This window comes from Flexivirga sp., from assembly GCF_051955415.1.
In the GTDB taxonomy this organism is placed as follows: domain Bacteria; phylum Actinomycetota; class Actinomycetes; order Actinomycetales; family Dermatophilaceae; genus Flexivirga.
Genome location: NZ_JBQCGS010000029.1, coordinates 64,350 through 83,555, shown reverse-complemented (window position 1 = coordinate 83,555; position 19,206 = coordinate 64,350). Strand labels below are relative to the sequence as shown.

18 protein-coding genes are annotated in these 19,206 nt (G+C 69.9%); 6 read left to right on the top strand and 12 right to left on the bottom strand.

Translation table 11 applies throughout. The annotated features are described in order from the left end of the window. Positions 1-116: 116 nt before the first annotated feature. Positions 117-1,397, bottom strand: a complete 1,281-nt coding sequence (gene ftsY / locus ACTHL4_RS05060) for a signal recognition particle-docking protein FtsY (protein ID WP_440281650.1) — start codon at positions 1,395-1,397, stop codon at positions 117-119. Between the two features lie 83 nt (positions 1,398-1,480). Then, positions 1,481-1,687: a hypothetical protein gene (locus tag ACTHL4_RS05055; protein WP_440281646.1), complete on the bottom strand. Its 207-nt coding sequence runs from the start codon at positions 1,685-1,687 to the stop codon at positions 1,481-1,483. 159 nt (positions 1,688-1,846) lie between these two features. On the opposite strand from ACTHL4_RS05055, the gene ACTHL4_RS05050 reads away from it, so the two are divergent. Then, positions 1,847-2,350 (top strand): DUF4190 domain-containing protein, encoded by a 504-nt coding sequence (locus ACTHL4_RS05050; RefSeq protein ID WP_440281645.1) that lies wholly within the window; start codon positions 1,847-1,849, stop codon positions 2,348-2,350. A 74-nt stretch (positions 2,351-2,424) separates the two neighbouring features. Here the strand turns inward: ACTHL4_RS05050 and ACTHL4_RS05045 are convergent, their stop codons facing one another. The 7 genes from ACTHL4_RS05045 to ACTHL4_RS05015 form a co-directional block, all read right to left on the bottom strand. Continuing rightward, positions 2,425-2,874 (bottom strand): DUF2752 domain-containing protein, encoded by a 450-nt coding sequence (locus ACTHL4_RS05045; RefSeq protein ID WP_440281644.1) that lies wholly within the window; start codon positions 2,872-2,874, stop codon positions 2,425-2,427. A 34-nt stretch (positions 2,875-2,908) separates the two neighbouring features. Beyond that, complete coding sequence (locus tag ACTHL4_RS05040; RefSeq protein WP_440281643.1) at positions 2,909-3,568, bottom strand: CE1759 family FMN reductase; 660 nt, start codon at positions 3,566-3,568, stop codon at positions 2,909-2,911. Beyond that, positions 3,565-4,704: an LLM class flavin-dependent oxidoreductase gene (locus ACTHL4_RS05035; RefSeq protein WP_440281649.1), complete on the bottom strand. Its 1,140-nt coding sequence runs from the start codon at positions 4,702-4,704 to the stop codon at positions 3,565-3,567. Before ACTHL4_RS05035 ends, ACTHL4_RS05040 begins: the two co-directional genes overlap by 4 nt. Before the next feature lie 262 nt (positions 4,705-4,966). Next, entirely contained in the window at positions 4,967-6,430 is a 1,464-nt protein-coding gene (locus ACTHL4_RS05030; protein WP_440281642.1) for a GntT/GntP/DsdX family permease, read from the bottom strand. A 12-nt stretch (positions 6,431-6,442) separates the two neighbouring features. Continuing rightward, a complete protein-coding gene (locus ACTHL4_RS05025; protein WP_440281641.1) occupies positions 6,443-7,111 on the bottom strand; it encodes a bifunctional 4-hydroxy-2-oxoglutarate aldolase/2-dehydro-3-deoxy-phosphogluconate aldolase in 669 nt (222 codons plus the stop codon). Further along, entirely contained in the window at positions 7,108-8,724 is a 1,617-nt protein-coding gene (locus ACTHL4_RS05020) for an N-acyl-D-amino-acid deacylase family protein (protein ID WP_440281640.1), read from the bottom strand. Before ACTHL4_RS05020 ends, ACTHL4_RS05025 begins: the two co-directional genes overlap by 4 nt. An 11-nt stretch (positions 8,725-8,735) precedes the next feature. Next, positions 8,736-10,049 carry an amino acid deaminase gene (locus tag ACTHL4_RS05015; protein ID WP_440281639.1) on the bottom strand — a complete coding sequence of 438 codons (1,314 nt, stop codon included), beginning with the start codon at positions 10,047-10,049 and terminating at the stop codon, positions 8,736-8,738. Between the two features lie 121 nt (positions 10,050-10,170). Here ACTHL4_RS05015 and ACTHL4_RS05010 point away from each other — a divergent pair, with 121 nt between their 5' ends. The 3 genes from ACTHL4_RS05010 to ACTHL4_RS05000 are packed head-to-tail and all read left to right on the top strand — an operon-like array spanning position 10,171 to position 12,349. Beyond that, entirely contained in the window at positions 10,171-11,199 is a 1,029-nt protein-coding gene (locus ACTHL4_RS05010; protein ID WP_440281638.1) for a sugar kinase, read from the top strand. After that, on the top strand, positions 11,196-11,948 hold the full coding sequence (locus ACTHL4_RS05005) for an IclR family transcriptional regulator (RefSeq protein WP_440281637.1): 753 nt from the start codon (positions 11,196-11,198) through the stop codon (positions 11,946-11,948). The genes ACTHL4_RS05010 and ACTHL4_RS05005 overlap by 4 nt, the downstream gene beginning before the upstream one ends. 2 nt (positions 11,949-11,950) lie before the next feature. Next, positions 11,951-12,349 carry a RidA family protein gene (locus ACTHL4_RS05000; protein ID WP_440281636.1) on the top strand — a complete coding sequence of 133 codons (399 nt, stop codon included), beginning with the start codon at positions 11,951-11,953 and terminating at the stop codon, positions 12,347-12,349. A 181-nt stretch (positions 12,350-12,530) separates the two neighbouring features. Here the strand turns inward: ACTHL4_RS05000 and smc are convergent, their stop codons facing one another. The 3 genes from smc to map form a co-directional block, all read right to left on the bottom strand. Beyond that, complete coding sequence (smc, locus tag ACTHL4_RS04995) at positions 12,531-16,178, bottom strand: chromosome segregation protein SMC (RefSeq protein WP_440281635.1); 3,648 nt, start codon at positions 16,176-16,178, stop codon at positions 12,531-12,533. A 282-nt stretch (positions 16,179-16,460) separates the two neighbouring features. Further along, a complete protein-coding gene (locus ACTHL4_RS04990; protein ID WP_440281634.1) occupies positions 16,461-17,009 on the bottom strand; it encodes an N-acetyltransferase family protein in 549 nt (182 codons plus the stop codon). Then, entirely contained in the window at positions 17,006-17,785 is a 780-nt protein-coding gene (gene map / locus ACTHL4_RS04985) for a type I methionyl aminopeptidase (protein ID WP_440281633.1), read from the bottom strand. The genes ACTHL4_RS04990 and map overlap by 4 nt, the downstream gene beginning before the upstream one ends. Positions 17,786-17,927: 142 nt before the next feature. Here map and ACTHL4_RS04980 point away from each other — a divergent pair, with 142 nt between their 5' ends. Both ACTHL4_RS04980 and ACTHL4_RS04975 read left to right on the top strand, forming a co-directional pair. Beyond that, complete coding sequence (locus tag ACTHL4_RS04980) at positions 17,928-18,425, top strand: NfeD family protein (protein WP_440281632.1); 498 nt, start codon at positions 17,928-17,930, stop codon at positions 18,423-18,425. Beyond that, on the top strand, positions 18,398-19,201 hold the full coding sequence (locus ACTHL4_RS04975; protein ID WP_440281631.1) for a slipin family protein: 804 nt from the start codon (positions 18,398-18,400) through the stop codon (positions 19,199-19,201). The genes ACTHL4_RS04980 and ACTHL4_RS04975 overlap by 28 nt, the downstream gene beginning before the upstream one ends. Positions 19,202-19,206: the final 5 nt, after the last annotated feature.

The following is a 19,206-nucleotide window of genomic DNA, read 5'->3' as shown; positions in this document are numbered from 1 at the left end:
GGTGCCGGACGACCGCGCCCCCAGGCGTGGGAGCGACGACTGAGACGGGTCGGCACACACCACGAACTTGTTCGTGTGCGTCCCGACCCTTCTCGCGCGGAGCGAAATCAGAAGACTCAGTCCAGGACGGCGTTGACGAAGGCCTCGGGGTCGAAGGGCGCCAGGTCGTCGGCGCCTTCGCCCAGGCCCACCAGCTTCACCGGGACACCGAGCTCACGCTGCACCAGCACCACGATGCCGCCCTTGGCGGTGCCGTCCAGCTTGGTGAGCACGACGCCGGTGACGTCGACGGCCTGCGCGAAGATCTCCGCCTGGCGCATGCCGTTCTGACCGGTGGTCGCATCCAGCACCAGCAGGCACTCGTCGATCGGGCTCTGCTTCTCGATGACCCGCTTGACCTTGGCCAGCTCGTCCATCAGGCCGACCTTGTTGTGCAGCCGCCCGGCGGTGTCGATGAGCACGACGTCGACCTCGCCCTCGGCGCCCGCCTTCACCGCGTCGAACGCCACGGCCGCCGGGTCGGCGCCCTCCTTGTCGGAGCGCACCGTCGGCACACCGACGCGGGCGCCCCAGGTCTCCAGCTGATCCGCCGCGGCGGCGCGGAAGGTGTCCGCCGCGCCCAGGATGACGTCCTTGTCCTCGGCCACCAGCACGCGGGCCAGCTTGCCGACGGTGGTGGTCTTGCCGGTGCCGTTGACGCCGACGACCATGATGACGGCCGGGCGGTCGCCGACCCGGGTGCCGGCAATGCGGCGGTCCATGTCCGGACCGACCTGCGCCAGCAGCTCTTCGTGCAGCCAGCGCTCGAGTTGTTCGCTGCTGGGCGCACCCTCAACCTGCACTCGACGTTTCAGCCCGTCGACGATCTCGGTGGTGGCCGCGACGCCGAGGTCGGCGCCGAGCAGGGTGTCCTCGACCTCTTCCCAGACCGCGTCGTCCAAGCGGTCGCCCGAGAGCGCGGAGAGCAGGCCCTTGCCGAGCGCATTGTTGGAGCCGGCCAGCCGCGAACGCAGTCGCGTCATACGACCGCGCGCCGACTCGGGGCGTTCGATCCCCGGCTCGGCCGGAGCTTCGGCCAACGCCGGTTCGGCGGCGGCGAGGTCCGCCTCGGTCGGCGCTTGGTCGGCCGGCGTTGCGGTCTCGGCAGCCGGTGGTTCCTCCTGCTGCGGTGCGGGCGGCTGGGGCGCTCCGCCCTTCCCGGTGTCGATCGTCGCCGTGCTGCTCGGCTTGTAGGTATTGGCGCCGCGGGTCTTCGCCTCCCGCGCGGGCGGCGGGGCTACCGGCGGCGCCGACTTCTTACCGCCACCGCGCAGATAGCCGACGAGCAGGCCGAGACCGGCGAGGACGACGACCGTGATGATGACAAGGATTTCCCAGAGCTGGTCCACGCCGGACATCATCCCAAATCGCTCAGCGGTCCGGGCGCGGTGTCACCCCCCGGGTGCGGCGATCGCGCCGCCGGCGCGGATCGCCCGGCGTGTCACTCCGCCGAGTGGCCGGAGTCGGACTCCGCGCCGGTGTCGGCCTCCACCTTCCCCCGTCGCCGCTCGGTCACCGAGCTGACCATGCCATCGGCCCGCTCGGTCAGGAGTTCACGGCCCTCGCGTCGAGCGGGCACGGCGACCAGGCCGATCACCGTCCCTGCGAGCGCAACACCGACAACGAGCGCCAGGATCAACCACACCATGGCTCGATTGTCGCGTCCGAAGCTGTGATTTCCAAAGCAAAACCCTTGGTATGGCGCGGCGATTCGCCGACTTGCCGCCCGAGTCGTCGAGGAAGGTGCGCCACCCTGCGCCCTTCGTTACCCTCGTCCGGACGCACCCCGACCAGAAGGATCATCCCGTTGACCAACTATCCGAACGACCCCAACCAGCCCGGCGGCTACGGCGAGCAGCCCAAGGAGGGCTCCGGCGACGGCTCGGGATATCCGCAGTACGGCGCACCGCAGGGTGATCCCCAGTACGGCGCACCCCAGGGTGGCCCGCAGTACGGCGCACCCCAGGGGGATCCCCAGTACGGCGCACCTCAGGGCACGCCGCAGTACGGCGCCGCACCCTACGGTTCCCCGCAGTACGGCGCCCCGCAGCAGGGCGGCCCCTACGGTGCGCCGATGCAGCAGGAGCACGACAAGTCGACGCTGATCCTGGTGCTGGGCATCCTGAGCCTGGTCTGCTGTGGTCTGTTCACGGGCATTCCGGCGATCATCATGGGCCGTCAGGCCATGCAGCAGATCGACTCCTCCGGCGGCATGCTGACCGGTCGCGGCAAGGTCCAGGCCGGCTTCATCTGCGGCATCATCGGCACCGTCTGGACGGTCATCGCGGCCATCGTCCGCCTCGCGGGCTGACGCCATACCCGCGGAAGGGGCCGGTCACCGTCTCGGTGACCGGCCCCTTTTGCGATGGTCGCAGCCGGATGCCGTCAGGCCTGGTAGAGCCAGTGCCCCCAGGGCGTCCAGCGGAAGACGGTGAAGGCGATCATGACGGTCGCGAAGATCGCGGTCGGGACCTTCGGTGTCGTGAGCAGCACCGCGGCGGCATCCCCGCGCGCCCGCCGCATCAGCCAGCGGACGATCAGCGCAGTGCCGACGACCAGGATGAAGACTGCCGCCGCGTTGCTGGTGAGCGCGTCACCGACCCGCCCGCGGGTCAGGTCGTTCATCGCACGCAAACCGCCGCACAACGGGCACGGGGCACCGGTGAGCGACAGGAACGGACAGAAACCGTAGGACCCGGACCGGTGCGGGTCGTAGAAGTGCAGCAGCGTCATCGCACCGGCGCCGCCGACCGCCGCCAGCAGCGGTCCACGGATCCGTCGCTCGAGTGGCACGTCGTCCGCCGCCGGCGCCCGGTGCAGTTCGCTGGTGGTCACTCCCCCAGGTTAGGTCACCGCCCGCCCGGGGCGGTCAGCCCGAATGGCCACCGAGCAGCTTCAGGAACGGCGTCACCTCGGCGGGTACGTCGACCCCGGAGTCGCGGCCGGCGGTCGTCGGGGTGAACCCGGCGACGGCGTCACCGCCGCTGGAGACCACGTGCGCGGCGAGCTCGGCCGCCGCGCGACCGGCGCGAGTGGCCAGGTCACGGCCGGCCGCACCGCCACCGAAGTCCTCGGTGGCGGCGAAGACACCCGTCGGCATCACGACGGCGCGCAGGTGACTGAGCAGCGGACGCAGCGCGTGGTCCAGCACCAGCGAGTGCCGGGGCGTGCCGGCCGTGGCGGCGATGATCACCGGCATACCGTTGAGCGCGTCGGCGTCCAGCGCGTCGAAGAACATCTTGAACACGCCGCTGTAGCTGGCCGCGAACACCGGTGTCACCACGACCAGCCCGTCGGCCGCGGAGACCGCACGCCGCAACTCGTCCAGGCGCGCCGTCGGCATACCCGCTGTCGCCATCATGGTGGCCAGATCCACTGCGTATTCACGCAATTCGTAGGTCCGCAGGTCGACCGCCTCGCCGCGTGCGCTCACCTCGGCGGCGACCGCCCCGGAGATCTGGTCGGCCAGCAACCGGGTGCTGCTGGGCTGGCTCAGCCCGGCGGTCAGCACGACCACACGGCGCGTCATACCGCAGCCTCCTGCTCCAGACCGGCGGTGGCGCTGATCACCTTGCGGTGCGGCGAGTCGGGACCTTCGGCCACGAGCGACGCGTGCGTGGGCGGGTTGCTGGGCACGTGCGACGGACGCCGCGCCTCGAACTCGCGCCGCAGCACCGGCACGACCTGCTTGCCCAGGATGTCGATCTGCTCCAGCACCACGTCCAACGGCAGGCCGGCGTGGTCGACCAGGAACAGTTGACGCTGGTAGTCACCGACGTAGTCGGCGAAGCCCAGCGTGCGCTCGATGACCTGCTCGGGCGTGCCGACGGTCAGCGGGGTGTCGCGGGTGAAGCTCTCCAGCGACGGGCCGTGCCCGTAGACCGGTGCGTTGTCGAAGTAGGGCCGGAAGATCCGCTTGGCCTCCGCCTCGGTCTCCGCCATGAAGATTTGCCCGCCCAGGCCGACGATGGCCTGCTCGGCGGCGCCGTGCCCGTAGTGCTCGAAACGCTGCCGGTAGAGCCGCACCATTGCCTGGGTGTGCTCCTTGTTCCAGAAGATGTTGTTGTGGAAGAACCCGTCACCGTAGAACGCGGCCTGCTCGGCGATCTCGGGGCTGCGGATCGAGCCGTGCCACACGAACGGCGGCACGCCGTCCAGCGGCGCCGGCGCGAGCGTGTAGCCGTGCAGCGGTGTGCGGAACTCGCCCTCCCAGTCCACCGACTTCTCCCGCCACAGGCGGCGCAGCAGGTGGTAGTTCTCGACGGCGAGCGGGATACCCTTGCGGATGTCCTTGCCGAACCACGGGTAGACCGGGCCGGTGTTGCCGCGGCCGAGCATCAGGTCGGTGCGACCGCCCGAGAGGTGCTGCAGGTAGGCGTAGTCCTCCGCCAGGCGCACCGGGTCGTTGGTGGTGATCAGCGTGGTGGCGGTGGACAGTTGGAGGTTCTCGGTCTGCGCCGCGATGTGGCTCAACAGGATCGGCGGGTTGGCCGGCGCGGCGAACGGCGGGTTGTGGTGCTCACCGGTGGCGAAGACGTCCAGCCCCACCTCCTCCGCCTTCGTGGCGATGGCGACCATCGACTGCACGCGCTCGGCCTCGGTCGGCGTGCGGCCGGTCGTCGGGTCCTCCGTGACGTCACCGATGGTGAAGACGCCGAACTGCATGTGGCTCACTCCCTGCTGTCTGGATGCTTCTCGCGAAGTACCTCAAATTTTAACTAACTGGTCATGTCAACGGGGACACCGCCTGCGCTATTCCCTGCGCCATACCTCTTCGTCATACCCGATGCCCCCCAGCACCGAGCGGACAACAAACGCACCGAGCGGACAGGAAAATGACCGTGTTTCAGCCGGTTTTTCGTGTCCGCTCGATGCAGATCGTGTCCGCTCGGTATGCCGCGACGGATCGTGTATGACGACCGGGGCGCTAGATGATCACCCAGAGCAGTGAGGTCAGCCCCAGGCCGACCACCGAGATGATCGTCTCCATCACCGACCACGTCTTCAGGGTCTGCACGATCGTCATACCGAAGTACTCCTTGACCAGCCAGAAGCCCGCGTCGTTGACGTGGGAGAAGAACAGTGAGCCGGCGCCGACCGCGAGCACCACGAGCGCCAGATGGGTCGAGGACAGGCCGACCGCGAGCGGCGCGACGATGCCGGAGGCCGTCACGGTGGCGACGGTGGCCGAACCGGTGGCCACGCGGATCAGCACCGCGATCATCCAGCCGAGCACCAGCGCGGACAGACTGGCCGCGACGGCGATCTTGCCGATGGCGATGCCGGTGCCGCCGTCGAGCAGCACCTGCTTGAAACCGCCCCCGGCGCCGACGATGAACGTGGCGCTGACGATCGGCTTGAGGCTGTCGCTCATCTTCTCGGTGAGCGTGTCGAGGGAGAAGCCGACCGTGGTCCCGAAGGTCACCATCGCCATCAGCACGGCGAGCAGCAACGCGACGACCGGCTCGCCGATGAACTGCAGGAACGGATAGATCCCGTTGCTCGGGTCCATCCAGACGTCGGCGGCCGCGCGGATCAGCATGAGCACGACCGGGAAGAGGATGGTCGCGATCGTCCAGCCGAACGTCGGCCGACGGGTCGCCCGCTGCGCGCCGTCGGCCGGCGCCGCCTCGACACTGTCCTGGGTCGGGTCGACGCCGGTGCTGCCCACCAGGTTGCCGCCGGCGCCGGCCGCGCCGATCGGCACCATGCGGGCGGCGAGGATCGCGAAGAGCGGTCCGGCGATGATCACCGTCGGTATGGCGATCAGCAGGCCGATCGCCAGGGTGGTGCCGACGTCACCGTGCAGGTTGGCGATCGCGGCGAGCGGACCCGGGTGCGGCGGGATGAAGCCGTGCAATACCGACAGGCCCGCGAGCGCCGGTATGGCGAGGGTCATCGCCGGCTTCTTGGAGCGTTTGATCGCCAGCATCACCACGGGGATCAACAGCACGAGCCCGATCTCGAAGAACATCGGGATGCCGATGATGAACGCGATGAGGGCCATCCGCCAGGGCAGGGCACCATTGCCGCCGGTGAGGATCTTGTCGACGATCTCGTCGGCCCCGCCGGAATCGGCGAGCAGCTTGCCGAGCATGGCACCCAGCACGATGAGCACGCCGACGTTGCCCAGGACCGCCCCGACGCCGGTCTCGAACGAGCCGGCGACGTTCTCCAGGCTGATGCCGGAGCCGATGCCGACCACCAGGCAGCCGATGGTGAGGGCGAGGAAGCCGTGCATCTTCATCTTGATGATGAGCGCCACGATGATCGCGATGCCGATCACCGTGACGATCAGGGCCTGGGTGTCGTGACCGGCCCAGGGCTCGTGGATCTTCTTGATGGTGTCGTCGGCCGCGGCCAGGGACACCGGATGGAGCGCTGTTGTCATGAATCTCTCCGCTTATGAGGGGTTGTGCGCCGGGTCGAGTGCTGCGCAGAACGCAGCGGCGTTGCGCGTGACTTCGGCCCAGCGGGCATGCTCGACATCGGCCGGTGCGACCACCGACGTGCCTGCGGTCACCGCCAGCGCGCCCGCGTCGAGGAAGGCGAGGGCATTGCCCGCGTTGATGCCGCCGGACGGGACCAGCGGCACGTCGGGGAACGGACCGTGCAGATCCGAGAGGTATGTCGGGCCGACCGCCCGCGCCGGGAAGATCTTGACGACGTCGGCACCGAGCGCAACCGCGGTCATCACCTCGCTGGGGGTCAGCGCCCCCAGCACCGCGGCGGCACCGGCTCGGTGGGCGACCTGGACGATGTCACCGGCGTCCCGACCGAGCCCGGGTGTGACGACGAACCGGGCGCCCGCTTCCAGGGCCGCCCGCGCATGGTCGGCACTGGTCACCGTCCCGGCGCCGACGAAGGCGCCGGTGCGTGCAGCGGCCGCCGCGGCGCCCCGCAGCAGGTCGGTCAGTCCGGGCGTGGTGAAGGTCAGCTCGAGGACCCGGATGCCGCCGGCCGACAGCGCCTCGGCCAGCGCGACGACATCGTCGATGCGCGGCGCCCGCACGATCGACAGGACCCGATCTCGTGCCAGCGCCTCCAGCACTCCTGCCGCGTTGTCACTCACAGTGCTCGTGTCCCTTCGTCGGTCCGGCGCAGTGCGCGCCCTGGAAGTTGATCGGTCCGCTGCCCGGACTCCATGACGGCCACGCCGTTGACCAGCACCCAGTCGATGCCGGTGGCCTGCTGGCGGGGCTGCTCGAACGTCGCCGTGTCCTGGATCACGTCCGGGTCGAGGAGCACCAGGTCCGCGGCATACCCCTCACGCACCAGACCGCGCCGGTCCAGCCGCAGCCGGGATGCGGGGCGCCCGGTGAAGTGATGGATGCAACCGACCAGATCGAGCACGCCGAGCTCCCGGACGTAGTGCGCGAGGTAGCGCGGGAAGGTGCCCCACGCCCGCGGGTGCGGGCGATCGCCGACGAGGATCGCGTCGGAACCGCCGCAGTGCGTGCGGTGCCGCATGAGCGTCTGCACGTTCTCCTCGTGGCCCACGTGCTGCAGGATCGTGGTCGCCAGGCGGTCCCGGACGAGCAGATCGAAGAAGACATCCGTGGCGGATCGGCCTGATGCCGCGGCGATCTCGGCGATCGTGTGCCCCACGGTGTCACCGAGCGAGGGGTCGCCGACACCGCTGATCTGGATGGTCCGCCAGTCGGTGACGCACCCGTGGCAGCCGTCGGTGCCGACCTGCTCGATCTCGTGGCCGATCCTGGCCCGGACGGCCGGGTCGCCCAGGCTGCGCAGCAACGCCGCCGGGCCACCGGTCGTCGCCCAGCTGGGCAGGATCGCGCTCAATGTCGTCGAACCGGGCAGGTAGGGGTAGGAGTCCAGCGTGATGTCGACGCCGTCGTCGAGTGCGTGGTCGATCAGCCGCAGCAGGTCACCGGCACGACCCTTGTTGGGCTCGAAGTTCATCGTCGCGTGCGTCAGGTGCAACGCACAGCCGGCCGCGCGGCATACCTCGATCATCTCGGCATACGCCGCGAGTGCGCCGGCGCCGTAGGAGCGGTGATGCGGACTGTAATAGCCACCCCTGTCCGCGACCACGCCGAGTAGCTCCACCAGCTCTGCGTCATCGGCGAACATGCCTGGTGGATAAGTCAATCCGCTGCTCATGCCGACCGCGCCCTCGTCCAGGCCGGACGCGAGCAGCTCCTTCATCCGGCGCACCTGCTCCGGCGTCGCCCGCACGTCGTCCGGCCCCACCACCATCAGGCGCAGGGTCCCCTGGGGCACCAGATAGGCGGCGTTGCAGGCGATGCCGCGGTCCAGGCGGTCCAGGTACTCCCCCACGGTGGCCCAGTCGTAGTCGAAGCCGGCCGGGTCACCGTTCCAGCCGGCGATCTGCCAGCGCAGGACGTCGCGCGTCGTGTCGTCGATCGGCGCGAAGGACAGGCCGTCCTGGCCGAGGACCTCCAGGGTCACGCCCTGACTGACCTTGGCGGTGTGGTCGGGCGTGGCGAGCAGTTGGACGTCGGAGTGGGCGTGCATGTCGATGAAGCCGGGCGCGAGCACGCGGCCACCGGCGGCCACGACACGGCGTGCCGCACCGGCTGCGTGCCCGTCCCGGTGAATGCCGGTGATCACGCCGTGTTCGACGGTGACGTCGGCGTCGTACGCCCGCTCGCCGGACCCGTCGATCACGCGGGCGCCCCGGAACAGCCAATCCGCAGTCATGACAATGGTTCTCAGAACCAGGTGCGCAGCAGATCGACGACCACCGGGTCCTCCGCGTCGGCGTCGTCGATGACCGGCACGAGAACCCACTTGTCCAGTGCCGTGCACGGGTGGGACAGCCCGAGCCGGAGCTCGTCGCCGATGCGCACCGGCGCAGCAGCGTCGGCGTCGAAGCGCAGGAAGCCGTGCTGGTCGTTGAGGGCGGTCACCTCGATCCCGTCCAGCTGGGTGACCTGGTCGCCCGCGGTCCGGGGGCGCAGCAACTGCACCTCCGGCAGCCCTTCGTCGAAGGGCAGATCGCGTTTGCCCCCATCGAAGATCGCCAGACCGGGTTCGGGCTGGGAACTGACGCGCACCCATCCGTGCATCGCGGCACGCACGGTCGGGCCGGCGGTACGCGGGTGCTGGCCGAGCGGCGAGATCCCACGGTAGAAGCCGTCGTCGTGCACGACATACGCACCGCTGCGCAGCACCACCCGGGCGCCGGCGTCGGCGAACGGGCGCAGCACCTCATCGACCACATCGAAGTAGGCGCTGCCACCGGCGGTGATGACCGGTGTGATGCCCTCCGGGTAGCGACCGCCGTCGAGCAGGTCCTGGTGCACCTGCGCCAGATCCCGCAAGTAGGACGCCACCACCTCGAGCGCCTGGTCGTCGGCGGTGTGCGCGAGCGCGCCCTCGTATCCGGCGACCCCGGCCAACAGCAGGTATGGCGAATCTGCCACCGCTGCAGCGGTTTCCAGAGCGGTCCGCAGATCCCGAGCTCCGGTGCGGCCACCGGTGCCGCCGCGTTCGACGAGCACGCGCAACGGCGGTCGGGGACCGGCATCGGCGGCATGCGCCTCGAGGGCCTCGTGCATGAGCTGGACGGTCCGCACCGCGTCGGCCCATACGTAGATCTCGTCCTGCGTATGCGCTGCGAGCTCGTCGACGATCCACCGCAGCGACAACGGTGAGATCACCGCATTGGCGACCATCACCCGCGGCATGCCGAAGGCCCTGGCCACCGCGAGCTGCGGCAGGTTGGCGACGGTGATGGCCCACGCACCGGCGTCCAGCTGTTGTTGCCACAGCGCGGGCGCCATCGTCGTCTTGCCGTGCGGCGCGAGGTCGAATCCCCTGTCGGCACACCAGGATGCGAGCGCAGCTATGTTGTGATCGAGTGCGGGCCGCGACAGCGTCAGCAGCGGGGTCGGAAACTCGGACAGCCGCGGCCGCCGCGCGCGCAGCTCGGCGACGGTGAGGCCCCAGAAGTCCGGTGACATTCCCTTGTGCTGCCAGTCGACGCGCTCTCCCGAGAGCCTCTCCCATGCCGCGCGATCCATGCCCTACCTCTCGTCGTTGCGTATTACGCAACGAACATTGCGTGATGTGTTGTCCTTGTGTAGCATCGCCGCCGAGACAACGTCAAGAGCTCCAGGATGCCCCGGGGGAAGGTGCTGCACGGTGACGACGAACGCATCGGCGCGGGTGCTGTGCCTCGGTGAGGCGATGGTCGTCCTGCGTCCGCACCTGTCCGGTGGTCTCGTGGGGTCGACCCTGTTGCACCGCTCGGTCGGCGGCGCCGAGGCGAATGTCGCGGGCGCACTGGCCGCCCTCGGCATACCGGTGAGTTGGGTCTCCCGGCTGGGACGTGATCCGTTCGGCGACGTCGTCGAAGGTGACCTGCGGGCACGCGGGGTCACCGTCCTGGCCGAACGCGACGACGCACGGCCGACCGGCGTCTATCTGAAGGACGCCGATGCCGCCGGAAGCCGGATGTACTACTACCGCAACGGTTCTGCGGCCGCGACCATGGATGCTCGACTGCTCGGCGACCCGATGGTGGCCGAGGCGCTCCGCGGCTGCGACATCGTGCACACCTCCGGGATCACCGCGGGCATCCTGGGTTCCGACAGCGACTTGCTCGGCCGGCTGATCACCGCGCGGAACACCGACGGCTTCGCCCTCAGCGTCGACCTCAACTGGCGGCCGGCGCTGTGGCGAGGCCGGGCATCGGACAACCTGCTGACGCTGCTGCGTGCCGCCGACATCGTGCTGCTCGGCGCCGACGAGGCCGAAGCGGCGCTCGGTGTCAGCTCGCCCACGGCGGTGCGCGAACTGCTGGGCCCACGAGCACGGATCGTCATCAAGTCCGACGCGCACGTGGCCACCGAGCTCGACCCGGACGGCACCAGCACTGCCGTCCCCGCGCTGCGGGTCGAGGTCGTCGAGCCGGTCGGCGCCGGCGACGGGTTCGCCGCCGGCTATCTGGCCGGCCTGCTGTCGGGGTATGACGCCACGCAGCGGCTCCGCCTGGGACACCTCAGCGCGGCGTGCGTGCTCGCCGTGCCCGGCGACCACGCCACGGAGCTGCCCGGCCCCGCCATACGCCACACGCTGGCGACCGCGAGCGACCCTGACTGGAGCGCGACGTCGGTGAGCGCGCAGGGCATCTGCTCTCCCGCACTGCAGATCGTCCAGGAGCGGACATGAGCCAGAGCCTCGCGCGTGCACTGCAACTGCTCAGCGAACTCGCCGGCGGCGGACGGTCGCTGGACGAACTGGCCGACTCGCTCGGCGTGCACAAGACCACCGTGCTGCGGCTCCTGCGCACGCTGGAGGAGGATCGCTTCGTCCGCCGCGACGCCAATCACCGGTTCTTCCTCGGGTCGCGACTGTTCGAGCTCGGCTCGAGTTCCTTGGCACAACACGCGATCCGGGACATCGCGCTACCGCATCTGGAGCGGCTCGGTCGCGAAACCGGCGGGCAGGCGATTCATCTCGCGGCATACGAGGACACCAAGGCGATCTACATCGCCAAGGTGGAGAGCACCAGCTCGGTGCGGATGTATTCGCGGGTCGGCCTGGTCGCGGCACTGCATGCCACCGCCGTCGGCAAGGTGCTCGCCAGCGAGCTGCCGGAGCGTCAACTCGCACATGCTCTGGCGGCCACCGACTTCCACGCCTTCACCGCCCGGACCATCACCACGCCGGACGCCTACCGCGCCGAGCTGGCCAAGGTCCGCGCACGGGGCTGGTCGGAGGACTCGGCCGAACACGAGGACTTCATCAACTGCATCGGCGCACCGATCCGCGACGGCGCGGGCCGGATCATCGCGGCAGCATCGATCTCCGTGCCCGACGTCATCCTGAGCCGGGACGAGGTGCACGCGTTGCTCCCAGCGCTGCACCGCGCCACGGCTGCCATCGAAACCGACTGGACCACCACCGAAAGGAACTGAGAATGCCCCTGCAGCAGATCACCACCGACAAGGCACCGATCCCGGCGGCCCCCTACTCCCAGGGTGTCGTCAAGAACGGCATCGTCCAGGTCTCCGGCCAGACCGGGGTCGATGCCGCCACCGGCAAGCTCGCAGAAGGCCTGACCGCGCAGACCCAGCAGACCTTCGCCAACCTCGACGCCATCCTCACCGCGGGTGGCGCCTCGTGGGAGGACGTGGTGTCGGTGCGCGTCTACCTGACGGACCCGAAGGACTTCGCGGAGATGAATGCCGCGTACGAGAGCTTCCTGCGCGACCGGCTCGGCCCGGACGCCGTCCTGCCCTGTCGCACCACCACGATGCTGGCGCTGGCCAAGCCCGAGTTGCTCGTCGAGATCGACGCCATGGCCGTCCTGGGCTGAGTCCGATCGCCCTGCTCCTCGTATGACGGGTGGGTTGCTCCAGCCGTCGCCAGACCGCTCACCTCCTTGCCGACCGGACACCAAAACCACTGACAGGACACGAAAATCGGGCCGATTCGGCCCGATTTTGGTGTCCTGTCAGTGCGTTACGTGTCCCCTCGGCGAAAGAGGACGGTGGGCCTCAGCTCAGCGACGACAACGCCGGTATGCCGGAATCCTCGACCGTCTTGCCTTCGGTCACGCTGTGCGTGGTCTCCACCTGCACTCCGCCACCGGGCAGTACGTCCTTGATCCGCTGGGACACGACCGTCGTCACACCGTCGCCGCGCATGCTGACGCCATACAGCGCGTCGGCGACCTCCATGGTGCGTTTCTGGTGGGTGATCACGATCAGCTGGCTGGAGTCGCGCAACTCCTCGAAGAGGGTGATGAGGCGGCCCAGGTTGGCGTCGTCGAGCGCTGCCTCGACCTCGTCCATGATGTAGAACGGGCTGGGGCGGGCCTTGAAGATCGCCACCAGCAACGCCACCGCGACCAGTGAACGCTCGCCACCGGACAGCAACGACAGCCGCTTGATCTTCTTGCCCGGCGGGCGGGCCTCGACCTCGATGCCGGTGGTCAACATGTTGCTCGGATCGGTCAGCGTGATGCGCCCGTCACCGCCCGGGAAGAGCCGGCTGAAGACGCCCTCGAACTCCCGCGCCGTGTCCTCGAACGCCTCGCTGAACGCCTGCTCGACCCGCTTGTCGACCTCGGCGACGATGTCGAGCAGGTCCTCCTTGGACTTCTTCAGGTCCTCCAACTGCTCGGTGAGGAACTTGTGCCGTTCCTCCAGCGCCGCGAACTCCTCCAGCGCCAACGGGTTGACCCGGCCGAGCTGGCTGAGCTTGCGCTCGGCGGACCGCAACCGCTTCTCCTGCACCTCACGCACGAACGCGATCGGCTCCGGCAGGTCGTCCGGGTCGTCGTCGGGCCCCGGCACGTGCGGGATCAGCTGGTGCGGACCGAACTCCTCGACCAACACCTCCGGGTCGATGCCGTGCTCCTCGACCGCCTTGGTCTGCAGGGTCTCGATCCGCAGCCGTTGCTGCGCCCGCGCGACCTCGTCCCGGTGCACGGTGTCGGTCAGCTCGCGCAGCTCGTCCCCGACCGCGGTCACCCGCGCCCGCTCCTCCTTCAGCGCCGTGTCCAGCTCGCCCTTGATCCGGTCGGCCTCCGCACGACGCGCCGCCGCGACCTCGAGCAGCTGCGCCACGACGCCGACCGCGTGCCCGGCGCCGGTCTGCACCGCGGCCGCGACGCGCGCGTCGCGAGCGCGACGCTCCCGGCGGGCACGCGCACGCTCTCGTGCCTCGATCTCCGAACGCGCAGCGGACTCAAGGGATTTGGCGCGATCGGCAAGCGACTTCGCCCGCTCCTCCCGGGTCCGCAACGACAACCGCTGCTCCGTCTCGGCGCTGCGGGCGGCGGCGGCCTCGGCCGCCAGCCGGTCACGTTCGTCGGTGGTCGGCTCCTCCTCCGAGGGCTCTTCCAACGCGGCAGCCAGTCGCTGCTCCAGATCGGCCAGCTCCTCACGGCCGGCCGCCAGCTGCTTCTCGGCCTCGGCATGCTGCAACTGCAGCCGCTCACGCTCCGCCTTGGCGCCGCGCATCACCTGTCCGAGCTGACTGAGCTGCTCCGCGACGGCCGACATCCGGGCATCGGACTCGTTGAGCCGCTCGAGGGCGGCGTCGACGTCGGCGCTCAGCTCGACGGCCTTCGCCCGCGCTTGTTCGGCGGCGAACTGTGCCTTCTCCCGCCGGTGGGTCGCCTGCTGAACGTGCTCACGGGTCTCGTCCACTGCCGACTGGATCTCCAGCAGGCTGGGTGCTCCGGCCGAGCCGCCGCGGACGAATCCCGCGGCATACACGTCGCCATCGCCGGTGACGGCAATGACCCGATCTCCAAGGGTCGCAACGGTTTTCGCAACGTCGACGGAGTCCACCAGCGCGACCCGGTCGAGCAACGCTTCCACGGTTGGTTGTATGTCGGCAGGTGCGCCCACGACCTCGCGTGCCCACCGAGCACCGGGCGGCAGCTGCGGCCAGGAGTCGGTGCTCTCCGCGGTCGCACCGCGGAAGAGCATCCCGGCTCGACCGGCGTCGTCCGTGCGCAACGTCTGCACCGCCTCGGCGGCCTGGTCGAACGAATCGGCGACCACGGCGTCTGCCGCCCAGCCCAGCGCCGCGGCGATCGCTGCTTCATGGCCGTCCTCGACCGACACCAGCTCGGACACCGAGCCGCGCAATTCGCTGGCTCCCTCGGCGCCGAGCAGATGGGCGGCACCGTCCTTGCGCCGCAGGCTCAGCTCGAGCGCCTCCAGCCGCGCCTGGTGACCGGTGCGCTCACGCTCGGCGGTGCGTTCCTCTTCGCGGGCGGCCTCGAACGCCTCCTTGACGGCGTCGAGCTTGCCCTGCGCCTCCTCATAGGCGGTGTCGAGGTCCTCCTCGCCGGCCTCGTCCTGTGCGATGGTCGCTTCGAGCGCCGCGAACTCCTTCTCGGCACGCGTGGACCGCTCGACGACCTCCGCCATACTCGCCGTCAACCTGCCGAGTTCGGACTCGCGTGCCTCGGTGCGGCTGCGGCGAGCACCGACCTGGCCCTCCAGCTTGGCCAGACCCTCCCGGCGGTCCGCGGCAGCCCGCGCCAGTTTGGTCAGCCGCTGCTGCTCGGCCTGGTGCGCCTGCTCCAGGTCGGCACGCCGCTCAGTGGCCTGCTCGAGCGCAACCTTCGCCCGCGCGATCTGCTGCTGCAACTCGTCGTGCTCGTCGCGCACCGTGGCCGCCTGCTGCTGCAGCTGCTCGGGGCTGCGGCCCGAGCGGGACTCCTCGTGCTGGTCGTCCTCGGACAACAAGCGCACCCGTTCGGCAGCCAGGGAGGCCGTCGCTTCGATGCGTTCCTTGAGCGAGGACAGCCCGAACCACTGCTCCTGCGTCTTGGTCAGCGCCGGCGCGATCTGGGCTGCCTCGTGCTCGAGCTGCTCCAGTCTCGCCTTCGCCGCGGCCAGCGACCGCTCGACGGACTTCTGCCGCTCCAGCAGGGCGGTCTCGTCGGCGACCTCCTGCTCGAGGTTGCTGGTCAGCTGCGCGAGGTCGTCGGCCAGGAGCCGCAACCGGGCGTCGCGGACGTCGGCCTGGATGGTCGCGGCTCTACGGGCGGTCTCGGCCTGCCGGCCGAGCGGGCCGAGCTGGCGGCGGATCTCAGTGGTGAGGTCGGTGACCCGGGCGAGGTTGGCCTCCATTGCGTCCAGCTTGCGCAGTGCGCGCTCCTTGCGCTTGCGGTGCTTGAGGACGCCGGCCGCCTCCTCGATGAAGCCGCGCCGCTCCTCGGGGGTGGCGCGCAGCACCGCGTCGAGCTGTCCCTGCCCGACGATGACGTGCATCTCGCGGCCGATGCCGGAGTCGGACAGCAATTCCTGGATGTCGAGCAGCCGGCAGGACGTGCCGTTGATGGCGTATTCGGAGCCGCCGCCCTTGAACATGGTGCGGCTGATCGTCACCTCGGTGTAGTCGATCGGCAGCGCACCGTCGGAGTTGTCGATCGTCAGGGTCACCTCGGCGCGACCCAGCGGCGCGCGGCCGGCGGTGCCGGCGAAGATGACGTCCTCCATCTTGCCGCCGCGCAGGCTCTTGGCGCCCTGCTCCCCCATCACCCAGGCGAGCGCGTCGACGACGTTGGACTTGCCCGAACCGTTGGGCCCGACGATGCAGGTGATGCCCGGCTCGAGCTTCATCGAGGTCGCCGAGGCGAAGGACTTGAAGCCCTTCAGGGTCAGGCTCTTGACGTACACGAGCTGGCTGGCTCCTCTGCGGTGGTATGACGACCCGGCCACTCTACTTGGCGGCACGCCGCGCGCCGCGGAACAACCGGTCGGGTGGCCTGGCCGCCGTACCAAAGTCTCCCCAGGGCAGAGAACGGCCCGCCACCCCCGGCCCACGCCGTACCAAAGTCTCCCCAGGGCAGAGAACGGCCCGCCACCCCCGGCCCCCGCCGTACCAAAGTCTCCCCAGGGCAGAGAACGGCCCACCACCCCCCGGCCCCGACGGGCCAGCAGGTCAGGAAAGCAACCAGGTCAACTCAGGGCCAGCTTCATCCCGGCATGACTGTGCACGAAGCCCAGCGACTCGTAGAACCGTATGGCGCCCTCGCGCTGCAAATCGCTGGTCAGCTGCACCAGCACGGCGCGCTTCTGCCTCGCGAGCCCGATGACGAATTCGAAGAAGACCCGGCCGACGCCCCGGCCGCGCAGCGCCTCGGCGATCCGCACCGCTTCGATCTGCGCCCGCAGCGCACCACCACGGGACAGGCTGCGCACGAAGCCGAGCTGCAGGGTGCCGACCACGGCGTCGCTCTCGTCCAGCAGCACCACCAGGTGCTCGGTCGGGTCGGCGGCGATGGTCGCGAAGGCCTCGTCATACACGGTGGTCGCCCCCGCCTCGCGCTCCCGACCCAGCACGTCGTCCGCGAGCAAGGCCACGATCGCCGGCACGTGGTCTGCCGTCGCCTCCGCCACCCGGATGCCGGGCAGACCCGGCAACGGCACTGGCACCCCACCGCGAGTGACGGCTTCTGCACCGAGCGACGGTCCGATCGCGCCGTCACTCGAGGCGGAAGCCGTCACGCGGGAAGAGTTGCGCGGTCGGTCAGGACGATCGGGTCGCCATCGGTGATCGCGATCGTGTGCTCCGAGTGCGCACCGCGGGAGCCGTCGGCCGAGCGCAGCGTCCAGCCGTCGGGGTCGGTGTAGATCTCGTCGGTGTCGCGCATGAACCACGGCTCGATGGCGATCACCAGGCCGGGGCGCAGCTTCATGCCGCGGCCCGCGCGCCCGTCGTTGGCCACGTGCGGGTGGCCGGGCCTGGTGCGCCCCACGCCGTGGCCGCCGAACTGGGTGTTGACCGTGTAGCCCGCCGAGCGCGCCACGTCGCCGATGGTGGCGGAGATGTCACCGAGCTTGTTGCCGGTGCGGGCGACGTCGATCGCAGCCGCGAGCGCCTTCTCGGTCGTGTCGATGATGCGCAGATCCTCGGGGTCGGGCGTGCCGACGACCACGGACAGTGCGGAGTCGGAGACCCATCCGTCGACGCTGGCGGCGAAGTCCACGGACAACAGGTCGCCGTCGCGCAGCGTGTAGTCGTGCGGCAGCCCGTGCAGCACGGCGTCGTTGACACTGGTGCACAGCACCTTGCCGAACGGCATCGCGCCGAAGCTGGGGTGATAGTCGATGTAGCACGACTGCGCACCCGCGTCGCGAATCATCTTGTGCGCCAACGCATCCAGCTCGAGCAGGTTGACGCCGACAGCGGCGGCGTCGCGCAGCGCGCTCAGCACGGACGCCACGAAACGGCCGGCGGGCCGCATCGCCTCGATCTCGGAGGGGGACTTGAGTTCGATCACCAGGACACCGTATGCCGAGCGCGGACCGGGTGCCGCATCGCGGCCGAGGGATATCCTGGAAGGGGAACGGGCAAGGCTGCCGAACCTGCTGGTCCATCTGCTCCACGCGGCAACCTCGTGCTCCACCCGCGAGGTGATCGACATGCTCCTGTACGGCGTCGCAGCGGTCCTGATCGGCGTGACCCTGCTGGTCATCGAGGCCCACGTCACCACTGCCGGTGTGTTCGGTGTCGCCGGCATCCTGGCCACCGCCGGCGGGATCGCGGTGATCCTCACCGCCTCGGGCGCGTCATGGTGGGTGACGGTCCCGATCGCGGCACTGCTGGCCGTCGCGGGACTCTTCGCGCTGGTGGTGGTGGCCCGCGAAGTCATCGTGGCGGGCAGCCAGGAGCCGCGCACCGGACCGACGGCGCTGATCGGCCGCAAGGCCGTGGTGCGTTCGTGGTCGGGCCGCGACGGTCAGGTCGCGGTCGACGGTGCGCTCTGGCACGCCGAGCTCGTCTACGGCTGGGAGGACCCGTTGCCCGCCCCCGGCGACAAGGTCGTGGTGACCGAGCTCGAGGGTCTGTCGGTGACCGTGCGGCGCCCGCACGCGTGGGAGGTGCTGCCGGTATGGAAGCCGTCATCGCTGTCGTTGTGATCCTGGCCGTCGTCCTCGTCGCACTGCTCGGCTCGTCGGTGCGCATCCTGCGGGAGTACGAGCGCGGCGTCGTCTTCCGGCTCGGCCGGCTGGTCACCATGAAGGACCCGGGCCTGGCGCTGCTCATCCCGGTCGTCGACCGGATGGTGCGTGTCGACCTGCGGATCGTGACGCTCAACGTGCCCGCGCAGGACATCATCACCCGGGACAACGTCCCGGTCCGGGTGACGGCCGTGGCCTACTTCCGGGTGATGGACGCCAACCGGGCGATCGTCGAGGTCGAGAACTTCCTGGCGGCGACCACCCAGATCGCGCAGACCTCACTGCGTGCGGTGCTCGGCAAGGCCGAGCTGGACACGCTGCTGTCGGAGCGGGAACGCCTGAACGAGGACCTGCAGAAGGTCATCGACCAGCAGACCGAGCCGTGGGGCGTCAAGGTGTCCGTGGTGGAGATCAAGGACGTGGAGATCCCCGGCAGCATGCAGCGCGCCATCGCCCGGCAGGCCGAGGCCGAGCGGGAACGCCGCGCGAAGGTCATCAACGCCGAGGGCGAGTTCCAGGCCTCGACCCAGCTGGCCGACGCCGCGGACGTGATGAGCCGCAACCCCACCGCGCTGCAGTTGCGCTACCTGCAAACGCTGATGGAGGTCGGCAGCAACGCCAAGTCCTCGGTCGTCATACCGCTGCCGGTCGACCTGGTGCAGCCCCTGCTCGGACAGCTCACCGGCCACGCCGGCTCCCAGGAGCCGGATGATGGGTCACCGACCCGGCCGTAGTTGTA

Excerpts from the sequence above, each read along its gene's own strand:
- ftsY (WP_440281650.1), bottom strand. The coding sequence starts at position 1,397 with ATGTCCGGCGTGGACCAGCTCTGGGAAATCCTTGTCATCATCACGGTC.
- ACTHL4_RS05055 (WP_440281646.1), bottom strand. The coding sequence starts at position 1,687 with ATGGTGTGGTTGATCCTGGCGCTCGTTGTCGGTGTTGCGCTCGCAGGG.
- ACTHL4_RS05040 (WP_440281643.1), bottom strand. The coding sequence starts at position 3,568 with ATGACGCGCCGTGTGGTCGTGCTGACCGCCGGGCTGAGCCAGCCCAGC.
- ACTHL4_RS05035 (WP_440281649.1), bottom strand. The coding sequence starts at position 4,704 with ATGCAGTTCGGCGTCTTCACCATCGGTGACGTCACGGAGGACCCGACG.
- ACTHL4_RS05030 (WP_440281642.1), bottom strand. The coding sequence starts at position 6,430 with ATGACAACAGCGCTCCATCCGGTGTCCCTGGCCGCGGCCGACGACACC.
- ACTHL4_RS05020 (WP_440281640.1), bottom strand. The coding sequence starts at position 8,724 with ATGACTGCGGATTGGCTGTTCCGGGGCGCCCGCGTGATCGACGGGTCC.
- ACTHL4_RS05015 (WP_440281639.1), bottom strand. The coding sequence starts at position 10,049 with ATGGATCGCGCGGCATGGGAGAGGCTCTCGGGAGAGCGCGTCGACTGG.
- ACTHL4_RS05005 (WP_440281637.1), top strand. The coding sequence starts at position 11,196 with ATGAGCCAGAGCCTCGCGCGTGCACTGCAACTGCTCAGCGAACTCGCC.
- ACTHL4_RS05000 (WP_440281636.1), top strand. The coding sequence starts at position 11,951 with ATGCCCCTGCAGCAGATCACCACCGACAAGGCACCGATCCCGGCGGCC.
- ACTHL4_RS04980 (WP_440281632.1), top strand. The coding sequence starts at position 17,928 with ATGCTCCTGTACGGCGTCGCAGCGGTCCTGATCGGCGTGACCCTGCTG.
- ACTHL4_RS04975 (WP_440281631.1), top strand. The coding sequence starts at position 18,398 with ATGGAAGCCGTCATCGCTGTCGTTGTGATCCTGGCCGTCGTCCTCGTC.